Origin of the sequence: Aeromicrobium sp. YIM 150415 (assembly GCF_016918125.1) — a bacterium.
GTDB classification, from domain to species: domain Bacteria; phylum Actinomycetota; class Actinomycetes; order Propionibacteriales; family Nocardioidaceae; genus Aeromicrobium; species Aeromicrobium piscarium.
On the sequence record NZ_JAERWM010000001.1, the window covers coordinates 53,641 to 77,940 of the forward strand.

Below are 24,300 nucleotides of genomic sequence, written 5' to 3' on the forward strand. Positions count from 1 at the left end.
TCACACCGTCGGTGTGACCTTCGAGAGACCCTCCGGCTGGTCGGGATCGATACCCCGGGCTCGCGATATCGCGAGTGCCAGCTGCTGTCCGCGGATGGTCGCGAGGATCGTCGTGAGCTCGGGGTTGGTGGCCGGAAGGCCGGCGTCGGCGTCTCCGGACCCGATGAGCCGGGCCAACCGGCCATCAGCTCGCAGAGCGCCGATCAGATCGCGTGTGTCGTCATCGGCCGGACCGTCACCGGCGAATCCGATGACGGGGACGCCCGCATGGGCGAGGTGGACCGGGCCGTGCCGGAAGTCCGCGGTCGAGAATCCGTGCGCGGCGACACCCGCGGTCTCCTGGAGCTTGAGCGCGGACTCGAACGCGGCGGCATCACAGAAGCCGCGGCCCACCAGTGCCATCGCCCCGAAGGCGGCGAGCTCGCCGCCGAGAGCCTGCATCGACTCCCCGTCGTCGAGCACCTCGCGAGCCTGATCCCCCAAGGCGGCGAGCTCGCCGCCGCTGATCCGTGGGCCGCCGAGCGCAGTGGCGACAGCGAGTCCGGCGAGCATCTGCGCGGTCACCGTCTTGGTGGCCGGCACCGCCTTCTCCTCCCCTACGCCGAGCACGACCGGCACGTCGCTGACCGCCGCCAAGGGCGAGTCGCCGTCATTGGTCACGCCGACGACCAGCGCCCCCGCCTCACGGCAGGAGGCGGCCAGGTCGACGATCTCGGGTGTGCGCCCGGACTGCGACAGCGCCAGGACGAGCCACGACGCGTAGGCGGCCGGCGACTGCCCGTAAGCCGTGTACACACTCGGCGTCAGCAGGCTGACCGGCGTGCCGCTGCGCGCCTGGGCCGCGTAGGAGGCCACCCGCGCGGCGTTGTCGCTCGAGCCTCGCGCGAGCACGGCCAGCCCCCGCCGGGACTCGGCGCCATGGCGCAGCAGCTCCTCCACGATCGCCTCGAAGCGGTCCGCGATCCGCGCGAGCGCAGCCGGCTGTTCGTCCATCTCCTGGCTCATCTGACGGCCAAGCTCGGTCATCTGGGGGTCTCCTCGGGTCGCAGCAGTTCAGTGGGGGTGCCGACCGCCAGCTCGGCGGGCAGGCCGAGCCAGCGCGCGACGCCGGCACCGACATCGGCCAGGGACGTCAGGTCGTGCCCCTTGGACAGGTGGGCCTCGGTCGCGCCTCGGCAGGCGAGCACGGGCACCCATTCGCGGGTGTGGAAGGGATGGCCGATGGAGGGGTCGTTGCCGTGGTCGGCGGTGATCACCAGTAGGTCGTCGGGACCACCGGCACGGGCGATCTCGCCGATCCGCTCGTCCACGTATTCGAGCAGATCGGCATACGCCTCCGGATCCTGGGAGTGACCGGCGAGATCGGTCTGCTGCACGTTGGCCACCACCAGCCCATGGCCGGCGCCCTCGACCACGGTGTCCATGATCCGGTCGGTATCCACCGCCGGCTCACGACGGAGATCCGCGTCGCCGACGAGCAGGTCGGCAGCCTTGCCGACGAGCGCGACATCGATGCCGTGACGGGCTGCGACCTCGTGCAGCTGACGCTCATGGTCGACCTCGGCCCCCAGATGGAGGACCTCGAGCCCGTCGTGCCGATAGAGCCCGCTCGCCGGGGTGTCCATGCCGATCGCACCGTCTGCCCCCTCCCTGACGGCCTCGGTGAGCGGCCGGTCGGTGTGACCGCCGACGGCGATCACCCGGGCGACGGGAGCCACCGATCGGACGATCCTCGCGATGGCGACGATCTCGTCGAAAGGCAGATCGGTCAGCCGGCAGGAGACGTTCCAGTTCAGGCCCGGATCGGCTTCCAGGTTGTCGTGCACGAGAGCGACTCCGTCGACCACCAGGAGCGGGAGCCCGTTGAGGCGATCGACCTCGTGGCCCGCCGCGCGCAGCGCATCGGTGACGATATCGAGCCTTTCGGCCAGCAGGCACAGGGTCACATGGGACATGTCGGCGCCCATGAGCGTCTGGTGCCCCGCGAAGGAGTCGGCCCCCGGGTAACCCAGCGCGCTGCGCCGCGCGACGGCGTCGAGCGGCGGCCCGGCCAGGGGGTCTGCGAGATCGTCGCCGAGATCGGGTCGCAGCGTGCCGAGACCGAGCCGGGCCAGCCACGGGACGCGGAGGGCCCGGCCCCGTTCGCGACGCGACCAGGCGGTGAGCGAGCCGAGCGTGTCGGCACTGACATCCGATGCGCGCAGCGTCCCGGCATCGGCCGTAGCCCCGATCCCGAAGCCGTCGACGACCACGATCGTGGCCGAGCGATTCGTCATCGCAGCCTCCTCCCCTGTGGGTCGAACACGCCGTCCAGACGGGGAGCACCGGCTCCGATGCCAGAGACGACGGCGACCTGCGAGCGGGTCACGAAGATCTGCGTGCGGAAGGCCATGACGGCGGTGTCGCCGATCCGCGCCTGCGGACCCTCCTCGTCCCAGTCGAACCTGCGGTAGTAGTCGATGCTCGCGGCGGAGGCCTTGTGCAGGGTCGCGGCCCTGGGTCCGTGATCGGTGTGCACGACCATCCGCCGCGCGTGACCCCGTGAGTAGAAGCCGCCGCCGAAGACGCTGGGCGCCGAGCCGAGCTGGGCGATCTCGGAGACGTACACGAGCGCCGGCTGCTCGACGAGATCGTCACGGACCGCGTGCTCGGGAGTCGTCCCGGTGAGCGCGTGGCCCGGTTCACCGATGTGTCCGCCGAGGTCGGCGATCTGCCCGATCGTGCTGACGCTCGTATGACTGGGCAGCGACAGCAGTGGATCGATGCCATGACTGCTCAGGAGGCGTGCCGCCTCGACCACCCTCGGGTAGGTCTCGGTCGGCTCCGGACGCTGCGCGGACTCGTCGAAGCTGATGCAGGGGAACCCGGTCACGCCGGCGATCTCGGCGCCGTCGATCCCGCGGGCCAGGGCGAGTGCTCCCTCGATGTCGTCGAGCTCGAAGCCGCCGTCCTGCCCCGGGAACGTGACGTTCTGGGCACCGCGGACCTTCAGGAACACCCGCTGCGTGCGGCCCAGTGCCGAGGAGGCGGCCGCGACGGCGCGCAGGTTCTCGATATCGGTCACCGTCACGTAGCCGGGATCGGCGGCCAGCAGTGCCGGCAGCCGGCGGACGGGGATCTGCACGAGGTGGCCGAGGTTAGCGAGCCGCACACCGGCGTCGAGGAGGGTCTGTGCTTCCCGGTGGTCGATCGCGGTCGCGGAGCCGATGTGCTCGGCGATGGTCGCGCTCACGAGGGGGTTGCGGCCGTACTGCTTGGCGACGAACCACAGGTCGACGCCGTGCTCACGCCCCGCGGTCGCGAGGGCGGCGGCGTTGCGAGCGACGGCATCGCGGTCGATGACGTAGGTGTCGGGCTCGATGACACCGTCGCGGTGGAGCGCGACGGCCGCGTCGACCAACTCGGGATTGCGGCGTTGGGTGGTGGGCAGGAACACTCAGGCTCCCCTCTCGGCCAGGGCTCGGCGCAGGATGTCGGCGGTCAGCCCGGCCCCGGCACGCATCGGATTGACGCGCACGGCCCACTCCCGCAGCTCCGGCTGTGCCTCGAGGGTCGAGGACGAGAGCCGGTAGACGAGCGGGGTGATCTCGTAGCGGGAGTTGGAACCGACCGGGAAACGGGCGGCACCGTGCTCCGCGGCCCACTGGGGCACATGCTCGGCGACGGGCTCGTCCAGGAGGGCGATGACGCACAGGTCCTGGACATTGGCGAGACGGGCGTCGACGATGCCCGGGACGCCGCCCTCGGACAGCGAGGCAGCGAGCTCGACGGAGGCCTGGGCCTGGGCCGCCCAGTTGAGCGGCACCATGACGAGGGCCTGGAGGGCGGCGAGCGCCTGATGGCCCTGGACCTGTCCGCCCCCCGAGTAGTTGGCATGGCGCACCCGCTCGACGACATCGCCGGCGCCGACGACCACGCCGACGCCCTCGGGGCCGTGCAGTTTGAAGAGCGAGAACGCGGAGACATCGGCGCCGAGCTCGGCGCCGATACGCGGCGCGCGGAACACCGCGTAGTTGTCGTCGACGATGACCCGCCGTCCGGCCTCGGCCGCCAGGGCGATCACCTCGGCGGGCTGGTGGGCGTCGCCGAGCCGCTGTCGGGTGTGCTGCACGTACACCCATGCGGCCGGCTCCTCCTCGAACGCCCGACGGACGGCCTCGATGTCCTCGAAGTCGACGCGGACCGGCTCGACGAGGCCGTCGCGGAAGGTGGTCGCCGTCGTCGAGTAGTCCGGGGCGTCATGGACGATGAGCCGGCGCGAGCCCTCGGCCCACGGGCCGGCGGACAGCGCGGCACGGATGGCACCGGTGCCGGCACCTTGCACGAGACAGGCGTCGTCGGCACCGAAGGTCTGCGCGAGCGCACGTTCCACCCGACGCGTGGTGTCTGGCTGCCCGAGGCCCGGCACCACCCCGGCATCGCTGCGGAACACAGCGCCATCGGGCAGATGCTCGGCGACGGCTGCCACGAGCCGCTGTTGGGCCTCCCAGGCCTGCGCGGAGCTGATGATCGGCAGCGGGGTCGTGGCGGGCAGGAGGGGACGATTCATGGTTCCTCGCTTCCGGTCAGCCACCGCAGTGCGTTGGCGCGGTAGAGCAGGTCGAGTACGTCGGCGCCCACTCCCCTGTCCGTGAGCATCCGGCGGAACGGGCCGAGGACGTGTCCGTAGCCCTGGCCCTGGCGATCGCGCAGATAGGTGTCACGGGAGATGTCGTTGCTGAGCAGGAGGTGACGCTCGAAACCGGCCTCCAGCAGATCCAAGAGCAGCTCGGCGCGCCGCTCATCGCTCTGATAGCCGGTCTTGCCGACGGTGTCGAAGGCGATGTAGGCCCCCGCTCGCGCGAGGTCGACGTGCTGGCGGCCGTCATCGCACAGGTCCTGATGCCCCAGCGACACGCGGTGCGGCGAGAGTCCTTCGGCGGTCAGCAGGTCGAGCTGCTCGCGCGCCCCTTGTCCCAGGTGCGCGTGGGTGCCCAGCGAGAGTCCGCTCTCCACCGCGGCTCGCGCCGAGGCGCGCAACCCGGTGCGCTCGGCGTCGCTCGCCCGCTCCCCATGACTGCCGATCTCACCGAGAACCCCAGGCAGGATGCCGTCATCGAGACCGCCGAGGATGTCCGCGAGCAGCAGCTCGGTCGCTTCCTCGACGGACGTGCCCGGCTCGCCACGAGGGTGGAATCGCTCGTAGTACCAGCCCGTCGCCACTACGACCTCGACGCCGGAGTCCTCGCTGATCCGCCGGACCACGCGAGCGTCGCCGCCCATACCCCGGCAGGTCAGGTCGACGACCAACCCGAGATCGTGGTCGCGCCGCGCATCGGCGAGTTCGGCGGTCACCGCGCCGGTATCGTGGAGCGTCGCCTCGGCGTCGCTCTCTGTACGCAGATCGAGATGCAGGTGCTCGTGGGCCAGCACCGAGCCGGAGACATCCCCGGCCTCGAGTCTCCGCCCGGTGGCAGTGCGGATCGGCATCAGGAGGCCACCGGCGCCACGAGTCCGACCAGGTACAGCAGATTCAGTGCGATACCGCTGACGATCACGGCCGACGGTCCGGCGGCCATCCGCACCACGGGGCGTCCCATCGACTCGTTGAGCAGGTAGAGACCGCCGACGAGGGCGATGCCCAGGCCTCCGCCCATCGCCAGGCCCGCCATGAGCGAGCCGACGAGGATCGCGAGCGAGAGAGACTCGGTGATCGCGTTGCGAATGTGATCGGCGGCATCGCGCACGCTCGGCCAGTGCTGCAGCCAGCGGCCCAGTGCGCTGAGGAGGAAGACCTCGACGGTCATGATGAGCGCGCCGAGCACGAAGGCCACCGCGAGCGCCAGCGGCCACGAGTCGACGAACATGTGCGTGAGATAGCCCACCGGGTACACGAAGGTGAAACCCGCCATCGCGTAGGCACCCGAGGCGAGGGCCGTCGTGGCGATGAGCGGCACGAAGCCGAAGGCGCGCAGGAAGTCGACCTGGGCCGCCTCGGCGTACGATCCCTCCGCGACGAGGAAGCTGGTGGCCTCGCCCCCGCCGAAGATCCCGCTCGCCGCCAGCATGCACACCAGGCCACCGAGGATCGCGAACCACACGATGTTCTTGCGCAGACGGATCGCGTTGGGGCCGAAGAGCTGGTTCGAGACCTCGGCGGTCGCGGCGCGCTGTGTCTCGTACGCCTCCTGCTCCTCGGCGCTCTTGTCGGCGAGCTCGGCCAGCTCCCGGCGCCGCGTGGTGCGGTCCCTGGTCACCGCGAACACGAGCAGCATGATGACGCCGACCGCCATGGCGATGGAACCGGCGAACAGATCGGGCCACAGGTTCATGGAGAGCAGGATGGCGGCGATCTCGACGACGAGCGTGAGTACGCCCTTGAGACGACCGAACTGCCGGGTGATGGCCAGCACCGGGAAGATCGTGAAGAGCCACAGGATCGGCGTCGAGATCTGTTGCAGCGAGGTGATGAAGTCGATCGGCAACGCGGTGGCGGCCGAGTTCGCGGCGTTCAGTCCGAAGACGCACACGGCGCCCCAGGCGCCGCCGGCGACCGCGGCGAGCCAGCGCCACGGGGCCAGGAGGCCCAGGATCTCGACGGGCAGGAAGACCAGCCACGGGTTGAGCACGCCGGTCGAGAGCGCCATCGGCGCACCGAGGCCGAAGATGAAGCCGGCCGACAGGCCGAAGACGATGGTCGCGGTGGCCAGTCGGGTCGAGCTGCCGCGGATGTAGTCGAGCAGGAACGGCCGGGCGCCGTCGTTGAAGACGGCCAGCGCGGCATTGGCGATGAGGGCCGCGAAGGCCGACAGCACGATGACGAGGACGCCCTGCCAGGGCTCGAAGGAGACGGTCGACGTCTCGGCGGCGAGCAGCATGGCTCAGGCCCCCTGACGGGCCTCGAGGGCCCTCCACAGCATCGGCACGATGTCCTGCACCTGGTCGATCGAGAAGCCGAAGGCGACATTGCCCGCCTCGACGGCGGCGTCGATCTGCTCCTGCGAGGGGAGCGAGCGCCCGAAGGTGTGGGTGCGCTGCGACCCGAGGAAGCCAACCAGTACGCCCAGACTCGCCCCGGCGCCGGTGTGGCACGTGCCGAGGTAGAAGTCGACCGCACCGGACTGCAGCTGGACGGCCGCATCCATATCGGTGCCGATCGTGACGGTGTCGCCGTCGCCCAGCAGTGGTCGCAGCGCGTCCGCGACCTCCGACTTGGCGACTCCTCCGGCGATGATCTTCATGACTGCTCCTTGGTAGAGGTCAGGGCGAGGGTGCCCAGGTGGAGACTGAGGTACTGCTGTTCGATCGACGACAAGGGGACGCCGAGTCGTTCTTCCGCGCGGGTCGAGACCGCGGCGGCATCGGCGACGGCGGAGGGGAAGTGCGTGACGACCTCGCGGTAGACGGTGTCACCCGGTGGGTCGATGTCCGGATCGCGGCGGATCATCCGGCCGAGCGCGGCGATGAGATGTGAGGTGAGCGCCCCTGCCGACTCTTCGGTGACGTCGAACTGCGGTTCGAGTCGTTCCAGCTCCTCGCGGACGAAGTCGACGACGCCGTCGGGGGTGTCGTCCATCGCCTCGTAGAGGGCCAGCCGCTGACGCAGCGTGTCGTCCATCAGGGTCTCCTGGTCTCAGTAGGTCGGGATGCGCCGGCCGGCCACGACCTCCTCGGCGGACCGCATGATGAGGTCGGCACCGAGGGCTCGGGTGACGGGCGTGGGGGTGGGGCCGGCGTCGCGGCGTGCCGCGATCACGGCCGAGGTGGTCGCGGCGATGTCCACGCCGTCCAGCGGATGCGTGGTGACGGGGACGGTGATGTGGGCGTCGATCTCGTCGAGATTCCATACGGTCGCGTCGACCAACCCGTCGGCGAAGTAGCGGCCGAGCTGGTTGTAGGAGACCTCGACGAGCCGGTCATCGGGCAGCTGCGGGAAGCGCGCCATGGTGAGCGCCGTCTGGTCGGTGGAAGACGGGTCGACGGCGACACGCAGGTCGGGATCCTCGGGATCGCGACCCTCCGCGAGCACGAGACCGTGGGCGCCGACATAGGTGTGGGGTCCAAAGTCGCGGATGATCTCCAGCTCGGGGTCGCCCTCGGCGGCGAGCCTCGACATGACGGCGAAGTCGGCGCGCTCGCGATGCAGCGCGGCGGCACGGTCGGCGGCTCCTCGGACGAACATCAGTGTGAGGGGCACCCCGACCTCGATGAAGGCGGCGTGCAGGCCGGTGGCCAGACCCTCGTAGCGGCGCGAGTACGGCAACGGCATCGCCACCGAGACGCTCGATCCGCCCGCCAGCTCCCACAGCAGCCGATGATCGATGCTCGTGACGAAGGTGCCGAGCTTGCCGCGTGGCCGGATCTCGACGGCGCCCGCTTCCTCCAGCAATGCCAGGGCGGCCTGCACCGTCCCCTTGCCGACCTGATGGCGGTCGCTGAGGTCTTGCACGGTGGGCATGCGGTCCCCCGCGGAGGCTGCCGAGAGCTCGAGTGCGAGGCGGTGAGCGACGGCACCCGCCTTCGACATCAGCACGTGCATCCGGGTCATGACGACAATCTATCCAATATTCTGGATATTGGCTATAGCCCGGACGGGCCGGTCTCTCGGGAGGCATCACCGCGGCTCCGTTGATTCAATGGCCAGGTACGCCCGACAGCGATCCGCCGACCCCCGAAGGTGTCCCATGGAGTCCAAACTCGACTTGACCGTCGATGGTGAGGAGCACACGATCGTCGTGGACAACCGCACCACGCTCCTCGATGCCTTGCGCGATCACCTCGGGTCCACAGCACCCAAGAAAGGCTGTGATCACGGGCAATGCGGGTCCTGCACCGTGCTGGAGGACGACCGCCGCGTGACCACGTGCCTCTCGCTCGCCGTGGCCCACGACGGCGCGAGCATCGTGACCGCGAGCGGTCTGAGCGGTGGCGACGACCTCCACCCGATGCAGCAGGCCTTCATCGACCAGGACGCCTTCCAATGCGGCTACTGCACTCCCGGGCAGATCTGCTCCGCCATCGGCATGCTCGCCGAGGCCGAGGACGGCTCTCCCAGCTTCGTCACGGACGATCTCGCGGAGGCACCGTCGCTGACCGACGCGGAGATCCGGGAACGACTGAGCGGCAATCTGTGCCGTTGCGGGGCCTACGTCAATATCGTCGCCGCGGTCAAGCAGGCGGCCGAGGAGGGTGCCGCGTGAATCCCTTCGACTACGAACGAGCCACCGACGCGGCCGGGGCGGTCACGAGCGTCGCGGCACGCCCTGGCGCGACCTTCCTCGCCGGTGGGACCAATCTCGTCGACCACCTCAAGCTCGGGATCACCTCGCCCGAGCTCTTGGTCGACATCTCCCACCTCCCCCTCACGACGATCGAGGAGGAGGCCGACGGCGCCCTCGTCATCGGCGCGAATGTCCGCAATGCCGACCTCGCCGCCCATCCGCTCGTGCAGAGCCGTCATCCGGTCCTCTCCCGGGCGTTGTTGTCGGGAGCATCGGGCCAGTTGCGCAACCTGGCCACGACGGGCGGCAATCTCCTCCAGCGCACGCGCTGTGTGTACTTCCAGGACGTGACCACCCCGTGCAACAAGCGGGTCCCCGGCAGCGGTTGCTCCGCCATCGGTGGCCACACCGAGCAGCACGCCATCCTCGGCGCCTCGGAACACTGCATCGCCGTCCACCCGTCCGATATGGCCGTGGCGCTCGCGGCCCTCGATGCCGAAGTCCTGTTCCTCGGCCCGGACGGCCCGGGAAGCGTTACAGCCGAGGAGCTGCACCGCCTGCCCGGCGATGCCCCCGAGCAGGACACGGTCCTCGATCCGGGTCGCCTCATCACCGCCATCCGCATCCCTGCACCGCCCCCGGGCGCCCGGTCGACCTATCGCAAGGCGCGCGAGCGCTCGTCCTTCGCCTTCGCTCTCGTCTCGCTGGCGGCGGAGACGGTGGTCGAGGACGGCGTCATCACCGGCGCGCGGCTGGCGCTCGGCGGGGTCGCGCACAAGCCCTGGCGCGCCCATCGCGCCGAAGAGGTGTTGCGCGGCGCGCCCGCCACCACCGAGACCTTCACGGCGGCCGCCGAGGCCGAACTCGACCACGCCCGTCCCCTGGAGGGCAATGCCTTCAAGGTGCCGATGGCGCGCACCATGATGGTCGCGGCCCTCGAGGAGCTCACCGGGGAGGACGCATGACCGGCGCGATCGGCACCTCGACCGCGCGGGTCGATGGCATCGCGAAGGTCACCGGGACGGCGCGGTATGCCTACGAGCATCCGTTCACCGACCCCGTGTACCTCTATCCCGTGCAGGCCACGATCGCTCGGGGGAAGGTCGACACCTTCCACGCGTCGGCCGCCGAGGAGGTGGACGGCGTGCTGGCCGTCCTGTCTCCCTGGAATGGTCCCCGCCTCGCGGACATCTCGGACCCCGAGCTGACGCTCCTGCAGGGGCCGGAGGTGAGGTTCCGCGGTCAGGTCATCGGCGCGGTCATCGCGACATCCCCCGAGATCGCCCGGCACGCTCAGTCGCTCATCGAGATCGGGTATGCCGAGCAGGAGCACGACACCGTCCTCCGCACCGACCATCCGGACCGTTATCCCGAGGACGATCCGCAGACCATCGGCGATGATGTCGATCAGGCGCTGTCGGAGGCGGAGATCGTGATCGACCAGCGGTACTCCACACCGGAGGAGCACAATACGCCGATGGAGCCGCATACCTCGGTCGCCCGCTGGGATGCCGAGGAGCAGCACCTGACGCTCACGACCGCCACACAGGGCCCGCACAGCGTCGTCGACACGCTCGCGCCACTGCTCGGCCTGGAGCCGCAGCAGTTACGGGTGGTCTCGCCGCACGTCGGCGGCGGCTTCGGGTCCAAGGCAGCGCCCCATGCGCACGATGTGCTGGCCGCGCTGGGCGCCATGGCTGTACCCGGCAGGTCCGTGAAATATGCGATCACCCGTCAGCAGGGCTTCGTGTTCGTGGGCTACCGCTCCCCCACGCAGCAGCGTCTGCGTCTCGGCGCCCGCGCCGACGGCACTCTGACGGCCATCGACCATGAGTCCTTCTCTCAGGTATCGCCGGTCGGGAGCTTCTCGGAGAGCGCGTCGTCGATCTCGGCGAGCATGTACGCCGCGGACGCCCGTCGCCTCGTTCATCACCTGGTCCCGCTCGACGTCCCGCCGCCGCACTGGATGCGCGCGCCGGGCGAGGCCCCGGGGATGTTCGCGCTGGAGGTGGCGATGGACGAGCTGGCGGTGGCCGCCGGCGTCGATCCTGTCGAGCTGCGCATCCGCAACGACCCGCCCCGCGACCCCGCAACCGGCAATCGGTGGACCTCCCGGCGGCTCGTCGACTGCCTGCGCGAGGGCGCGCGCCAGTTCGGCTGGCAGGACCGGGATCCTCGCCCCGGGGTGCGGCGTGACGGTGAGTGGCTGGTGGGCACCGGCATGGCCAGCGCGACCTACCCGCACACGATGATGCCGGGCACGAAGGCGACGATCCGCCACGAGGGCGGCGGCCGCTACACCGTGCGCACCGGCGCGGCCGATATCGGCACGGGAGCCTGGACCACGTTGACGTTGATCTCCGCCGATGCGCTGGGGATCTCGCCGGATCGGGTGACGATGGAGATCGGCGACTCGTCGCTGCCGACGGCGACGGTCGCGGGCGGGTCGTCCGGGACGAGCTCGTGGGGTTCGGCGATCGTCGCGGCCGCCGAGATGTTCCGCCGACAGCACGGCGAGGATCCCGACGCCGAGGCGCAAACGACCGGCGGTGTCGCGGAGGATCCACTGGCCGAGGGATACACCGCCGCCTCCTTCGGCGCTCACTTCGTCGAGGTGCGCGTGCACCCGGGCACCGGCGAAGTGCGGGTGCCGCGGATGCGCGGGGTGTTCTCGATCGGCCGGGTCATCAACCCCCGCACGGTCCGTTCGCAGCTCCTCGGCGGGATGGTGATGGGGGTGTCCATGGCCCTGCACGAGAGGAGTGTGCGGGATCCGAGGTTCGGTCATGTGGTGACACAGGATCTGGCGAGCTATCACGTCCCGGTGCATGCCGATATCGAGGACATGGACGCGAGCTGGCTCGATGACAGCGACGAACTCGCCACCCCGATGGGCTCACGCGGCGCCGGGGAGATCGGCATCGTCGGATCGGCGGCCGCCATCGCCAACGCCGTCCATCACGCGACGGGCCTACGGCTGCGCGACCTTCCCCTCACGCCAGCGGCCCTCCTGGGCGACTAGCTAGCCGTGACCGAGGATGTTCACCACGTGCCCATCGGGATCGCGCACGAAGAACCGGCGCACTCCCCACGGCTCCTCGGTGAGCGGATGCACGATCTCGGCTCCCAGTCGCCGGGCCGTGGCATAGGCGTCGTCGACATCGTCGACCTCGATCGACACATCGGGCACGACCGGAGCCGAAGCGTCGTGCGATGCGACGCTCAGCTGCCGAGCCGGATCGGCCGGATCGGCCAAGGTCACGATCCAGCCATGGTCCATGACGGGCTCCATACCCAGCAGGCCGGAGTAGAACTCGACGGACGCCGGCACATCGGCGCTCTCGATATCAGGAACGATGCGCCGCACGGTCATGGCTTCACGATACGCCTGCTGCACGGGCACCCAGGTATCGCCGCGGCATCGGGCAGGATGGGTTCAGCACACTGATCCTCGTCCTCGGCGTGCAGTCTCCCACCTCAGGCTTAGGACGCGATGTACTCGTGCTGCACATCGCTGACCCGCGCGATGAGGATATCGACCGCGCCCGCGGCCCGGATGAGACCCCGAACCCCGCGAGGCCACCTGGAGCTCATCTGGCACATCCGTCAGCTCCATGATGATCATCGCGCCCTTCAGCCTCGCGGCGATGAGACGTCACAACGATCGAGTGCCCTCCCGAAGATCGTCAATCGAGCACAGGTGACGAGGTAATGACGTCGATGATCCGACTCAACCACTCACGCGCCGTGACAATGTCCGGCATCACCAGGGTTTGTCCGTCGACCTCGGTCTCGGCGCGTGCGTCTGCGTAGGCGAGTTCCCACCCGTCCATCGGACGCAGTGGGAGCGGCGGCCAGGCCTGACGCTGTCGCCAGTCGAACGTACGCATGCAGAGACGGTGCAGATTCACCAAATCGGGACCGGCGTCCCAGAGCAGTTGCAGGTCGACCAGATCGTGCGCTCGCACGTAGGCCGGATCGGAGACGGCGTGGAGTTTCTGCGCAATCTGGTACTCCAGGTCGACTAATTCGACGGGCTGCAGCTCGCCGAAACCGAAGTGGGCGCCGAACCGCAGGAGTTCGCCGTCCATCTCCTTTCGCATATGTGCGTCCGGACCGATCTCGGGATCAGACACTTCGACATCGAGCGCGCCCCAGGCATCGCCGAGGAACGCGATCGACACGCGATACGGATGCATCACATACTCGGGGCGAGCGAGCCCTGGATCATGAGCCTTCACGGCGCGCACCGTCGCGGTGAACGCAACGCGATCCGGTGCATCCGAATTGCGGCGCTACTCACCTTTCGACGGCGGCACCGTTCCCCACCCCACCGCTAGACGTGCACGGAACGCCTGCTCGAACTCGTCGCCGCGGACGTAGGTGGAGACATCCAGGTCGGAGGTAGCGCGTGTGCCGCGCTCCCCGAAGCGCAGCTTCACGCCCATGCCGCCCTTGACCGCAACCGCCTCGGGGAGCATCTGCGACACGATCAGCGTGCACAGCATCACCCGCGCACGTGCAACAGGGATGCCCAGCTCAGTTGCCACCCGCGTGAGCCGGTCATTGAGCTGAGCGACGTTCAGCGGCGGAGTCATTCCCCTCATGCCGACACAGCCTTCCACCCAGCAACGCCCTGCCCTCCGATCAGATCTCGGCGCAGCGCCTCGACGACCAGAGATTCCCATCGGTCGGTTGGCATCCGATGCCGCATGTCCTCCAGCGCCCGCTGGACGGTCGTCGCCGGGACGCCCTCGTAACGGACGATTTCTTCATCGGGCACGTCGGACCGGTTCTCCAGGTCGACCCACTTCGGCAGAGTGCGCCGCACGCGGCGGCGCGTACCCACGCGCACCTTCGGCGGGTTGAACTGCCCGAGCCCAAGAAGGTCGAGCACGGATTCACGGTGCAGGAACGCACCTTCTCCCGCGAGGGCCGCAGCGATCGTCGGCTCCGTGAACGGCGTCGTCGGCACATCGCGGTGCGTGTAGACACCCTGCTGATACGCCTGGAGCGCCCCCCGAGCAGCAAGCTTCCGAACCTCGACAGCGGGCACACCCGCATCCTCCGCCTCAGCGACAGTCACCACGCCGTTTCGAGATGCGGCAATCTCCCACAAGTCACGCCGGTAACTCATCACGCCACCTCCCTAGCCAATACAGTACCAAAAACGGTACGCTATTGGCATCTCCCCATCGCAGCGAAGGCGACGATTCTGCGATAGAAGCTCACGGGCTTCAGCGCCAAACTTTGGATCGAGGGCGGGGCATGACTCCACGACCCCAGCTACACCCCGCACCACGTGAGGCACGAGAAGACGGCGGCACGCGAGCCGAAGGCCGGTGAGCAACTCGACGCGCCCGTGGTGGCCCGCATCCCGGTGCCTCGCGGCCGCATAGTGGGCCCGGTGTCGGAGAGGATCACGAGCGGCGGGTGCCGAATCCGCCCGCGAACACGACCTCGACCCGATCGTCAGGGGAGGCCCTCGATCAGCGGGATCAACTCGTCGCGGTGCGCGGTCGGGGGAACAAGCGTAGGCGCTGCGCCAGCCGTGGAGGAACGATGCCGAGCAGGCTTCGAGCAGAAGTCGGTGACTAACCACGCAATACCAAGGTTTGTGGCTGGGGTACTAGGACTCGAACCTAGAACAACTGAACCAGAATCAGCCGTGTTGCCAATTACACCATACCCCAAGGGGGTACCCTTCGCGCTCCTTGCGGAAGCCAGGGAACCGAAGTGAAACTCTACCCGACGGCACCACCGCACCCCAAACCGGGGTGCGGCGGGCGAGCCCTCAGGCGAGGGCGGCGTCGAGGCGAGCGAGAGAGGTCTCAGGGCCGAGGAGCTCGAGGGACTCGAACAGCGGCGGGGACACCCGGCTGCCCGTCACCGCCACCCGCACCGGGCCGAAGGCCAGCCGCGGCTTGAGCCCCAGTCCCTCGATGAGCGTCGCCCGCAGCGCACCCTCGATCGACTCCGTCGTCCACTCCCCCAGACCGGCGAGGGACTCCCGGGCGGCACGCACGACCTCCAGACCCTTCTCGTCGAGCTGCTTGGCGCGGTCGGTCTCGTCGATCGTGAAATCGGCGTCCGAGACGAAGAGGAAGCGCAGCATCGCCACCGCCTCGGTGAGCAGATTCGTGCGCTCGTGCACCAACGGAGCCGCGCTGGAGAGCGTGGCTCGCTGCTCATCGGTGATCGGATCGTCGACGAGCCCGGCCGACTGGAAGTACGGCACGAGACGCTCGGTGAACTCCTCGAGCGACAGCAGCCGGACGTGATCGCCGTTGATCGCCTCGCACTTCTTCAGGTCGAAACGCGCCGGGTTGGGATTGACCCGCGAGATCTCGAAGGCCTCGACCATCTCGGCCAGGCTGAAGATGTCGCGGTCCTCAGCGATCGACCATCCCAGCAGAGCCAGATAGTTGAGCAGTCCCTCGGGCAGGAAGCCCTGCTCCCGATAGCCGAGCAGGTTCGACTCGGGATCGCGCTTGGACAGCTTCTTGTTACCCGCCCCCATCACATAGGGCAGATGTCCGAACTGCGGGGTCGAACCGTCCCCCACACCGATCTCCGCGAAGGCCTGATACAGAGCGATCTGACGCGGCGTGGAACTCAACAGATCCTCACCGCGCAGCACGTGGGTGATGCCCATGAGCGCGTCATCGGTCGGGTTGGTCAGCGTGTACAGGGGCTGGCCGTTGGCGCGCACGATGACGAAGTCCTGCACGTTCTCGGCGCCGAAGGTGATCGGTCCGCGCACGAGATCGTCGAAGGTCCAGTCCTTGGCCGGCATCTTGAAACGGATGACCGGCTGCCGGCCCTCGTCCTCGAAGGCCTGCTGCTGCTCGGGGGTCAGGTCGCGGTGCAAGCCGTCGTAACCGCTCGGGCGGCCCTCCGCGCGGGCCTTCTCCCGGCGCTCCTCGAGCTCCTCAGCCGTGTCGTACGCCTTGTAGGCGAAGCCCGCGTCCACCAGCCGTTGCGCCACATCGGCGTAGACGTCCATCCGCTCGGACTGCCGGTACGGTCCGTTCGGCCCACCGACCTCGACACCCTCGTCCCAGTCCAATCCCAGCCAGCGCATCACGTCGATCAGCAGCCGGTACGACTCCTCATTGTCGCGCGCGGCATCGGTGTCCTCGATGCGGAACACGAAACGGCCGCCATGATGCCGGGCGAAAGCCCAGCTGAACAGCGCCGTGCGTGCCATGCCGACATGGGGATTGCCGGTCGGCGAGGGGCAGAAACGGGCTACGACCGGCTTGGTCATGCCGGCACCTCCAGGTCATCGTCTTCGTCGTCGATATCGGCGACGACGGGATTGGTCAGCGTGCCGATGCCCTCGACGGTCACGCTCACCGAGTCGCCGACCTGCATCGGGCCGACGCCCTCGGGAGTGCCGGTGAGCACCACGTCACCGGGCAGCAATGTGGTGAAGCTCGTGACGTACTCGATGACATCGGCCACCGAGAAGACCATGTCGCTCGTGCGGCCATCCTGTCGCGGCTCGCCGTTCAGCGAGGTGGAGACTCGCACGTCGGACGGGTCCAGGTCGGTCTCGATCCAGGGTCCGAGTGGGCAGAAGGTGTCGAAGCCCTTGGCCCGCGCCCACTGGCCGTCCTTCGCCTGCAGGTCCCGCGCCGTCACGTCGTTGGCGACCGTGTAGCCGTAGATCACCTTGGCGGCATCCGCCGCGTCGAGCTTGCGGCAGATCCGGCCGATCACCACGGCCAGCTCGCCCTCGAAGTGCAGATTCTGGGTCTGCTCGGGGTAGAAGATCGGCTCGTCAGGGCCGATCACGCTCGTATTGGGCTTGTAGAAGATCAGCGGTTCCTCGGGGACCTCGCCGCCCATCTCCGCGGCATGCCGGACATAGTTCTTGCCGACGCAGACCACCTTGCTGCGGGGAATGACCGGGGCCAGCAGCCGGACATCGTCCAGCGGGAGCTTCTGTCCGGTCAGCTCGACACCGGCGTACATCGGGTCACCCTTGAGGGGGGCGATCACCGTCGTTCCGTTGTCATCGCCGATCACACCGAAGCGAGGTTCATCGTCCAAGGAGAAGCGGGCAACGCGCATGCCGCCACCCTATCGAGCGCCCCTCCTCCAGAACCCGTTGAGTTCCCCGGTCAGGCGGAGCCGAAGCGGCGCTGGCGATCGGCGTACTCCTCGACGGCGGCCCAGAAGGCACGGCGATCGACATCGGGCCAGGCGATATCGCTGAAGACCATCTCGGCGTAGGCCGACTGCCACAACAGGAAGTTGCTGGTGCGCTGCTCCCCCGAGGTGCGCCAGAACAGGTCGACATCGGGCATCCACGGCTCGTCGAGATAGCGCGCGAAGACCTTGTCATCGATCCGATCGGGATTGAGCTTGCCCGCCTGCACATCGCGCGCGAGCGCGGCCGCCGCATCCGCGATCTCAGCGCGCCCGCCGTAGTTGACGCACATCGTCAGCGTCATGACCGTATTGTGCCGGGTCAGCTCCTCGGCGACCTCGAGCTCACGGATCACGCTGCGCCACAACCGGGGCCGGCGTCCGGCCCATCGCACGCGCACCCCCAGTTCATGCATCTCGTCGCGACGCCGACGGATCACATCGCGATTGAATCCCATCAGGAAGCGGACCTCGTCGGGCGACCGCTTCCAGTTCTCGGTGGAGAACGCATAGGCCGAGACCGCCTCGACGCCGATCTCGATGGCGCCCTCGACGACATCGAACAGCGCCGCCTCCCCCATCTCATGACCGGCCGTGCGAGGCAGGCCGCGCTGCTTGGCCCAGCGCCCATTGCCGTCCATCACGATCGCGACGTGACGCGGCACCTGCGATGGCGCCAACGAAGGAGGCCGGGCGCCCGAGGGGTGGGGGCGCGGGGGCCGGGGAGCCGGCAGGGTCATGAGTATCGATCCACGTGAGCCAGGGAGCGCAGGCCGCGCTCCAGATGCCAGGACAGGTAGGCGGCCACGATACCGCTCGCCTCGCGCCGCGCGCGGTCGTCCGATGACCGGGCCGTCGGCCAGTCCCCCGCCAGCAGCGATCCGAGCAGCTGGACCGTGGCCGGCGACGGTGCCGTCGCTCCCGCACTCCGGCACCGGTCACAGAGCATGCCGCCCGCCGCCACCTGGAAGAACGTGTGCGGACCTTCGACGCCGCAACGCGCACAGGCCTCGAAGGACGGGGCATAGCCGGCGATCGCGAGGGAGCGCAGCTGGAAGGAGTCGAGGATCAGCCCCGGGTCCTCGCGCCGTTCCGTCAACGCGCGCAGTGCCCCCACGAGCAGGGTGAACTGCGGGACCGACGGCTCGGCTGTATCGGCGACCAGCCGCTCTGCCGTCTCGAGCATGGCGCAGCCCACCGTGTATGCGCCGTAGTCGGCACCCAGATCCCGGGCGAAGGCGTTGATCGTGACGACCTGGGTGATGAAGTCGAGGGACTTGCCCTCGCCCATCTGCAGATCGACGTGCATGAAGGGCTCGAGCCGTGCGCCGAATCGGCTGGTGGTCTTGCGGATGCCGCGAGCCGCCGCGCGCACGACGCCTCGTTCGCGCGTGAGCAGCGTGATGATGCGGTCGGCTTCACCCAGCTTGTGGGTGCGCAGCACGATGCCCGCGTCACGGTAGAGGCTCACTTCCCCATTGTGCCGCGTCCTCCCGACAGTCCCCGCTCGGCGCGCGCACCGTCGTGGATGGAGGTTCTACGATGTCGCCATGGCCAGACTCGCGGTGATGATCGGCGTCTACCTCGGTTCGGCGGCCCTCGGACTGCTCGCGGCCGCCGTCGCTGTCGACGGGTTCCGGGTACGTGTCTTCGGATTCGTGACCACCGTCGTCATCTACGCCATCGTCCAAGGACTCGTCACGCCGTGGTTGAGCCGAGTCGCGGCGGAGCGTGCACGCTACCTGGTCGGACTCACCGGCCTCGGCGCCACGGTCATCGCGCTGGTCATCGCCTCCTGGTTCGGTCGTGCACTGTGGATCTCGGGACTGTCCGCCTGGGCATGGGGCGCTCTCGTCGTGTGGATCGTCTCCTCGATCGCCGCCATCGCGCTCCCCCGGCTGCTCGTCGCCCTCGGTGTCGAGGCCGCTCGGGATCCGCAGGAGGAGTAGCGGCGTCCCGATAGCCTGCCGATATGACCGTTCTCGCCGACATCGTCTCGATCATGACGCGACCCGACACCGGAGAGTCGATCATTCGGGTCAGGGATCACGGCTACAAGGTCCTCGGCGGTGCGGCCCTGCACGACCTCGTCGATCGAGGACGGCTCGGGCGGACCGGCGAGGGACGAAAGTCGCGAGTCGTGGTGCTGGATCCGTCCCCGGTCGCCGAACCATCGCTGGAGTACGGCCTCGCGCGGGTGCGGAACCATCCCGAGCAGTGGCCCCGCAACGCGGTGCTCAGGCTCGGTGGCGGTACCAAGCTGCGCGACGGGATCTACGGCGGTCTGGTGACCGAGGGAGTGCTCGGACCGCTCCAGAGATCCGGGATGTTCGGCAAGCGCTACCCGGTGCTCGACCCGCGCCATCGCGACGATCTGCTCGGACGTCTCCGCGCGACGCTGGTCGATGGTGGGGAGCCCGACGAGACGATCCGGCGCCTCGCCGCGCTGCTGGCCGTCGGGGACGGCGATACCGGGCCTCTGCTCGACATCGTGCTTGACTCCCCCGCGGCCGCTCCCAAGGGCGGCCTGGCGAGACGCGAGCTCAAGGAGCGGGCCAAGAGACGCGGGATGGAGCTGGCCAAGGACGATTGGATCGCCCTGACCACGCTGCGTGCGATCGAGTTGCCGCAGCAGATCGTGAAGACCACGGCGATGTTCGGCATCGCCGACGCCGCGATCCCCAAGTGAGCCCCGTGTGGCGGTAGAGGAGCAACCGAATCGGGGTGCCATGAGGTTGATGCCCTACCTCGAGGACGGACGTAGGGTTGACCAGCTACCGCCCCCGCCGGGCGGCGCCTCGAGGGTGGGTGAGGTGGATGGTTCGTCGCTAGTCTGGCGGCATGAGCCACGCGATCGTCATCGAGGAGACCGGCGGCCCCGAGGTCATGCAATGGCGCGAGGTCCCGCGGCCCGAGCCGGGGCCGGGTGAGCTCCTCGTCGAGGTGGGCGCCGCAGGCGTCAACTTCATCGACACCTATCTGCGGACGGGAACCTATCGCGCGCCGCTTCCCTTCACTCCGGGCAAGGAGGGGGCGGGACAGGTCGCCGCCGTCGGCGACGGAGTCACCGGATTCGCTCCCGGCGATCGTGTCGCCTGGGCGATGGGCGACGGCGGCTACGCCGAGCATGTCGTCGTGCCCGCCAGCCTGGCCGTCCGTGTCCCGGACGATGTCGACGACCAGCAGGCGGCGGCCGTGCTGCTCCAGGGCATGACCGCGCACTTCCTGACGCATTCCATCGTCCAGCTCGATGCGGGCGACACCGCGCTCCTCCACGCCGGTGCCGGTGGTGTCGGGCTGCTGCTGACCCAGATGCTGAGCCACCGGGGCGTCCGGGTGCTTACCACGGTCTCGACATCGCAGAAGGCCCGTCTCTCACGCGAGGCCGGAGCCCAGGAGGTGATCGTCGGTTACGACCGATTCGACGAGCGGGTCCGCGAGCTGACCGACGGCCTCGGCGCCCGCGTCGTCTACGACGGCGTCGGCCGAGACACCTTCGACCGCTCCCTCGACGCCGTGCGCACCCGCGGGACGATGGTGCTGTTCGGTGCCGCGAGCGGTCCGGTGCCTCCCGTCGACCCACAGACGCTCAATGCCAAGGGCTCGCTGGTGCTGACCCGGCCCGCCCTCAACGATTTCATCGCCGATCGCGCCGAGCTCGACTGGCGCGCCGCCGACCTCTTCGCGGCGGTCGCCGCCGGCGAGATCGACGTGCGCGTCGGTGCCGCCTACCCGATGCGCGACGCCGCGCGAGCGCACGAGGACCTGGAGGCTCGCCGCACCACCGGCAAAGTCATGCTCACGATCTGATCCGGTCAGGATGCCGCCGCGAACAACGCTCCTGAGCGCGTCGCCAGCAGGTCGGAGAGCCGGATGTCCTCTTGATGGACGCATCCCGTGTGCGGCAGGACGCCCTCGGCCACCAGCTCCACGACTCCGACGGCCGATGCTGCCGTCGTCCAGCTGATGGCGCGCCACCGGCGTCCGTCGATGTCCATCGGCAGATAGCCCCGGACGAAGTTCTCGCGGAACGGCTGACCGTCCTTCACGCCCTCGACGGCCACGTGCAGGTAGACGATGTCGTCGTTGACCGGTGGTTTGGCATCGAGGAGGATCCGGCCGATGAGGGCGCGGTCGTCGCGCAGGTTCAGCTCATCGAAGAGGAAGTGCATCTGCCGGAAGTGCCCCGGGTAGCGCAGCGTCTTGTAGTCGAGCCGCTGCACATGTCCTTCGTAGGTTCGGCACATCGTCCCGAGTCCCCCGGAGGTGAGCGCCGCCTCCAGCTCGATCCCGCCGATGACGACGCGCTCCTTCTCAGCCAGCGCCGGGACCATCTGCCGACGGCCACCACGCAACACCTCGCAGTCGTTCAGGTACTCGTTGACGACTCCCTCCGCGGACCAGTTGAAGGCGTAGCCGAGCAGTCCGGTGGGGTTCTGAGGCAGCGCGCCGACCTTCAGCTCGATGCTGCGGGTCGTGGTGAAAGTCGCGGCGACGGATGCGCCGACGATGCCGATGAGGCCGGGCGCCAGCCCGCACTGCGGCACGAAGACCGACTCCGGCCTGGCGGCCGACAGCTCGACCACGCGTTCCGTGGTGGGGACGTCCTCGGTGAGATCGAAGTAGTGGACGCCGGCATGGTAGGCGGCCTCCGCCACGGCGATGTTCAGGTGGTACGGCAGGCAGGCGACGACAGCGTCGACATCGCTCAGTCCAGAACGGATCGCCTGTCCGTCGACGACATCCAGGAGCCGCGTCTCGAAATCGGCGCACGGACGCTCGACCGCGTCGAAGCCGATGACCTCGAAGCCGGCCCGCACCAACAGCGACGCGACGAGCTCGCCGACTTTGCCCAGCCCGATCACCGCTACCGTCTCGATCGATCGTGTGACCATGGCCACAGCATTCACTAAACCGTCCAGACGGTCCAGTCCCCGGTCAGTGGGCGTGGTGCACGTGAGCGGTGGGTAGGCGTCCATCCGGACGTGCCGAATGGACGCTCACCCACCGCTCACCGGGTGCGAATGGACGCTCACGCACCGCCCCGGCGGGAGCGTCAGTCGCGCGGGATGGTGACCCCGGCGGCGCGATTGGCGGCACAGACCACGGCGCGCAATGATGCCGTGACGATGCTCGGATGGATGCCCACGCCCCACACCACCTCGCCGGCGATCTCGCACTCGACATAGGCGGCGGCCAACGCGTCGCCGCCCGAGGACAGCGCGTGCTCGCTGTAGTCGAGCACACGGATCTCCGCCCCGGCCTGACGCATCCCGTCGACGAAGGCGTCGACCGGACCGTTGCCCTCGCCCTTGAAGGAACGATGCTCGCCCCGCACGATCAGGTCCACGATCTGCTCGTCGCGCCCGTCGGCGCTCGTCGTCGACGACAGCCCCGCCAAGGAGTAGGGCTCCTCGACCTCGAGGTACTCGCGCTGGAAGGCCTGCCAGATCTGGTCGGCATCGATCTCACCGGCCTCACCCTCGCTCATGCCCTGGATGACGCGGCTGAACTCGATCTGCAGGCGACGGGGCAGCTCGAGCTGATGCTCGGCCCGCAGGATGTAGGCAACGCCGCCCTTGCCGGACTGGCTGTTGACCCGGATGACCGCCTCGTAGGTGCGGCCGACATCGTGCGGATCGATCGGCAGATACGGCGCCTCCCAGTCCACCTCGCGCACATCGACGCCCTGCTCGGCGGCGACCCGGTCCAGGTGCTCCAAGCCCTTCTTGATGGCGTCCTGGTGCGATCCGCTGAAGGCCGTGTAGACCAGGTCTCCGGCGTACGGATGACGCGGGTGCACCGGCAGATTCGTGCAGTACTCGACCGTGCGGCGGATCTCGTCGATATCGCTGAAGTCGATCTGCGGGTCGATCCCCTGGCTGAACAAGTTCATGCCCAGCGTCACCAGATCGACATTGCCGGTCCGCTCGCCGTGCCCGAACAGGCAGCCCTCGACGCGGTCGGCCCCGGCCATCATCGCCAGCTCCGTCGCCGCCACCGCCGTGCCGCGATCGTTGTGCGGGTGCAGACTGATGGCGACGTGCTCGCGGTTCTTGACGTGCCGGCCGAACCACTCGATCTGATCGGCATAGGTATTGGGGGTGGCCATCTCGACCGTCGCGGGCAGGTTGAGGATGATCTCGCGCCCAGCTTCGGGCTGCCAGACGTCCATGACGGCATCGCAGACCTCGACGGAGAAGTCGAGCTCGGTGCTGGTGAAGATCTCCGGGCTGTACTGGTAGCCGAAGGCGGTGTCGTTCATATTCTGCTCGGCGTACTTCATGACCATCTCGGTGCCGCGGGTGGCGATCGCGCGGATCTCGTCGCGCGAGGCGTTGAAGACCACCTTGCGGAACAGCGGCGCCACCGCGTTGTAGAGATGGATGTTGGCACGCTTGGCGCCGGTCAGCGACTGCGTGGTGCGCTCGATCAGGTCCTCGCGCGCTTGGGTCAGAACCGAGATCGTGACGTCATCGGGAATCAGGTCCTGCTCGATCAGGTCGCGCACGAACTGGAAGTCGGTGTCGCTCGCGGCGGGGAAGCCGACCTCGATCTCCTTGTACCCCATGCGCAGCAGCAGGTCGAACATGCGTCGCTTGCGGGCGGGGGTCATCGGATCGATGAGTGCCTGGTTGCCGTCGCGCAGATCGGTCGACAGCCAGCGCGGGGCGGAGGTGATGGTCTTGCTCGGCCAGGTGCGATCGGGGATGTCGATCGGGGGGAAGGCGCGGTACCGGTCGAACGGCATCGGCGACGTCTGCTGGGGAGAGACGGGGTTGTTCTTCACTGCGGGCTCCTCGGGTGGGTTCGTCAGGCGGCCGGTCACGACGAACTCCGCGGCGAGGTGTCCGACCTAGTGGACCTCGACGCGGCAGCGAAGGAGCAGGTTCGCGTAGCGCATAACGTGCTCAGCATATCAGGCCTGCACGGACGGCTTTCC

At 68.8% G+C, this 24,300-nt stretch carries 25 protein-coding genes and 1 tRNA gene; 6 read left to right on the top strand and 20 right to left on the bottom strand.

From position 1 onward, the window contains the following. The 9 genes from JL108_RS00300 to yhfZ are packed head-to-tail and all read right to left on the bottom strand — an operon-like array spanning position 1 to position 8,527. Positions 1 to 1,026 (bottom strand): SIS domain-containing protein, encoded by a 1,026-nt coding sequence (locus JL108_RS00300; RefSeq protein ID WP_205196393.1) that lies wholly within the window; start codon positions 1,024 to 1,026, stop codon positions 1 to 3. Next, positions 1,023 to 2,276 carry a phosphopentomutase gene (locus tag JL108_RS00305; protein ID WP_205196394.1) on the bottom strand — a complete coding sequence of 418 codons (1,254 nt, stop codon included), beginning with the start codon at positions 2,274 to 2,276 and terminating at the stop codon, positions 1,023 to 1,025. Before JL108_RS00305 ends, JL108_RS00300 begins: the two co-directional genes overlap by 4 nt. Beyond that, positions 2,273 to 3,436: an alanine racemase gene (locus tag JL108_RS00310; protein ID WP_205196395.1), complete on the bottom strand. Its 1,164-nt coding sequence runs from the start codon at positions 3,434 to 3,436 to the stop codon at positions 2,273 to 2,275. The genes JL108_RS00305 and JL108_RS00310 overlap by 4 nt, the downstream gene beginning before the upstream one ends. Beyond that, positions 3,437 to 4,549, bottom strand: coding sequence for an aminotransferase class V-fold PLP-dependent enzyme (locus JL108_RS00315; protein WP_205196396.1), 1,113 nt, complete (start codon positions 4,547 to 4,549; stop codon positions 3,437 to 3,439). Beyond that, on the bottom strand, positions 4,546 to 5,469 hold the full coding sequence (locus JL108_RS00320; protein WP_205196397.1) for a phosphotriesterase: 924 nt from the start codon (positions 5,467 to 5,469) through the stop codon (positions 4,546 to 4,548). Before JL108_RS00320 ends, JL108_RS00315 begins: the two co-directional genes overlap by 4 nt. Further along, entirely contained in the window at positions 5,469 to 6,857 is a 1,389-nt protein-coding gene (locus JL108_RS00325) for a YhfT family protein (protein WP_205196398.1), read from the bottom strand. Before JL108_RS00325 ends, JL108_RS00320 begins: the two co-directional genes overlap by 1 nt. A 3-nt stretch (positions 6,858 to 6,860) precedes the next feature. Next, positions 6,861 to 7,220: a DUF2620 family protein gene (locus JL108_RS00330; protein ID WP_205196399.1), complete on the bottom strand. Its 360-nt coding sequence runs from the start codon at positions 7,218 to 7,220 to the stop codon at positions 6,861 to 6,863. After that, positions 7,217 to 7,597, bottom strand: coding sequence for a PRD domain-containing protein (locus JL108_RS00335; RefSeq protein WP_205196400.1), 381 nt, complete (start codon positions 7,595 to 7,597; stop codon positions 7,217 to 7,219). The genes JL108_RS00330 and JL108_RS00335 overlap by 4 nt, the downstream gene beginning before the upstream one ends. Positions 7,598 to 7,612: 15 nt before the next feature. Then, a complete protein-coding gene (gene yhfZ, locus JL108_RS00340) occupies positions 7,613 to 8,527 on the bottom strand; it encodes a GntR family transcriptional regulator YhfZ (protein WP_205196401.1) in 915 nt (304 codons plus the stop codon). A gap of 136 nt (positions 8,528 to 8,663) precedes the next feature. Here yhfZ and JL108_RS00345 point away from each other — a divergent pair, with 136 nt between their 5' ends. The 3 genes from JL108_RS00345 to JL108_RS00355 are packed head-to-tail and all read left to right on the top strand — an operon-like array spanning position 8,664 to position 12,222. Next, complete coding sequence (locus JL108_RS00345) at positions 8,664 to 9,179, top strand: 2Fe-2S iron-sulfur cluster-binding protein (RefSeq protein ID WP_205196402.1); 516 nt, start codon at positions 8,664 to 8,666, stop codon at positions 9,177 to 9,179. Continuing rightward, positions 9,176 to 10,165, top strand: coding sequence for a xanthine dehydrogenase family protein subunit M (locus tag JL108_RS00350; protein WP_205196403.1), 990 nt, complete (start codon positions 9,176 to 9,178; stop codon positions 10,163 to 10,165). Before JL108_RS00345 ends, JL108_RS00350 begins: the two co-directional genes overlap by 4 nt. Continuing rightward, positions 10,162 to 12,222: a xanthine dehydrogenase family protein molybdopterin-binding subunit gene (locus JL108_RS00355; protein WP_205196404.1), complete on the top strand. Its 2,061-nt coding sequence runs from the start codon at positions 10,162 to 10,164 to the stop codon at positions 12,220 to 12,222. Before JL108_RS00350 ends, JL108_RS00355 begins: the two co-directional genes overlap by 4 nt. Here JL108_RS00355 and JL108_RS00360 read toward each other — a convergent pair whose 3' ends face one another. The 9 genes from JL108_RS00360 to recO form a co-directional block, all read right to left on the bottom strand. Continuing rightward, positions 12,223 to 12,573, bottom strand: a complete 351-nt coding sequence (locus tag JL108_RS00360; protein ID WP_205196405.1) for a VOC family protein — start codon at positions 12,571 to 12,573, stop codon at positions 12,223 to 12,225. Between the two features lie 313 nt (positions 12,574 to 12,886). Next, complete coding sequence (locus JL108_RS00365; protein ID WP_205196406.1) at positions 12,887 to 13,441, bottom strand: nucleotidyl transferase AbiEii/AbiGii toxin family protein; 555 nt, start codon at positions 13,439 to 13,441, stop codon at positions 12,887 to 12,889. Positions 13,442 to 13,495: 54 nt separating this feature from the next. Continuing rightward, positions 13,496 to 13,798 (bottom strand): hypothetical protein, encoded by a 303-nt coding sequence (locus JL108_RS00370; protein ID WP_205196407.1) that lies wholly within the window; start codon positions 13,796 to 13,798, stop codon positions 13,496 to 13,498. A 5-nt stretch (positions 13,799 to 13,803) separates the two neighbouring features. Further along, positions 13,804 to 14,337: a type IV toxin-antitoxin system AbiEi family antitoxin domain-containing protein gene (locus JL108_RS00375; protein ID WP_205196408.1), complete on the bottom strand. Its 534-nt coding sequence runs from the start codon at positions 14,335 to 14,337 to the stop codon at positions 13,804 to 13,806. Positions 14,338 to 14,818: 481 nt separating this feature from the next. Further along, a tRNA-Gln gene (locus JL108_RS00380) sits at positions 14,819 to 14,893 on the bottom strand. Positions 14,894 to 14,994: 101 nt separating this feature from the next. Further along, positions 14,995 to 16,470 carry a glutamate--tRNA ligase gene (gltX, locus tag JL108_RS00385; RefSeq protein WP_205196409.1) on the bottom strand — a complete coding sequence of 492 codons (1,476 nt, stop codon included), beginning with the start codon at positions 16,468 to 16,470 and terminating at the stop codon, positions 14,995 to 14,997. Beyond that, the gene (locus JL108_RS00390; RefSeq protein WP_205196410.1) at positions 16,467 to 17,279 is read right to left on the bottom strand and encodes a fumarylacetoacetate hydrolase family protein; all 813 of its coding nucleotides are present in this window, start codon (positions 17,277 to 17,279) and stop codon (positions 16,467 to 16,469) included. Before JL108_RS00390 ends, gltX begins: the two co-directional genes overlap by 4 nt. Positions 17,280 to 17,329: 50 nt before the next feature. Continuing rightward, positions 17,330 to 18,097 carry an isoprenyl transferase gene (locus JL108_RS00395; RefSeq protein WP_205196411.1) on the bottom strand — a complete coding sequence of 256 codons (768 nt, stop codon included), beginning with the start codon at positions 18,095 to 18,097 and terminating at the stop codon, positions 17,330 to 17,332. Beyond that, positions 18,094 to 18,828: a DNA repair protein RecO gene (recO, locus tag JL108_RS00400; protein ID WP_143913845.1), complete on the bottom strand. Its 735-nt coding sequence runs from the start codon at positions 18,826 to 18,828 to the stop codon at positions 18,094 to 18,096. The genes JL108_RS00395 and recO overlap by 4 nt, the downstream gene beginning before the upstream one ends. A gap of 79 nt (positions 18,829 to 18,907) precedes the next feature. Here recO and JL108_RS00405 point away from each other — a divergent pair, with 79 nt between their 5' ends. From JL108_RS00405 to JL108_RS00415, 3 genes are all read left to right on the top strand, one after another. Further along, the gene (locus JL108_RS00405; RefSeq protein ID WP_205196412.1) at positions 18,908 to 19,306 is read left to right on the top strand and encodes a phage holin family protein; all 399 of its coding nucleotides are present in this window, start codon (positions 18,908 to 18,910) and stop codon (positions 19,304 to 19,306) included. Positions 19,307 to 19,329: 23 nt separating this feature from the next. Beyond that, complete coding sequence (locus JL108_RS00410) at positions 19,330 to 20,046, top strand: GPP34 family phosphoprotein (protein WP_205196413.1); 717 nt, start codon at positions 19,330 to 19,332, stop codon at positions 20,044 to 20,046. Between the two features lie 152 nt (positions 20,047 to 20,198). Further along, entirely contained in the window at positions 20,199 to 21,167 is a 969-nt protein-coding gene (locus JL108_RS00415; protein WP_205196414.1) for a quinone oxidoreductase, read from the top strand. A 5-nt stretch (positions 21,168 to 21,172) separates the two neighbouring features. Here the strand turns inward: JL108_RS00415 and JL108_RS00420 are convergent, their stop codons facing one another. Beyond that, positions 21,173 to 22,252 carry a saccharopine dehydrogenase family protein gene (locus tag JL108_RS00420; protein ID WP_205196415.1) on the bottom strand — a complete coding sequence of 360 codons (1,080 nt, stop codon included), beginning with the start codon at positions 22,250 to 22,252 and terminating at the stop codon, positions 21,173 to 21,175. Positions 22,253 to 22,413: 161 nt separating this feature from the next. Then, positions 22,414 to 24,108 (bottom strand): 2-isopropylmalate synthase, encoded by a 1,695-nt coding sequence (gene leuA / locus JL108_RS00425; RefSeq protein ID WP_143913883.1) that lies wholly within the window; start codon positions 24,106 to 24,108, stop codon positions 22,414 to 22,416. Positions 24,109 to 24,300 lie beyond the last annotated feature (192 nt).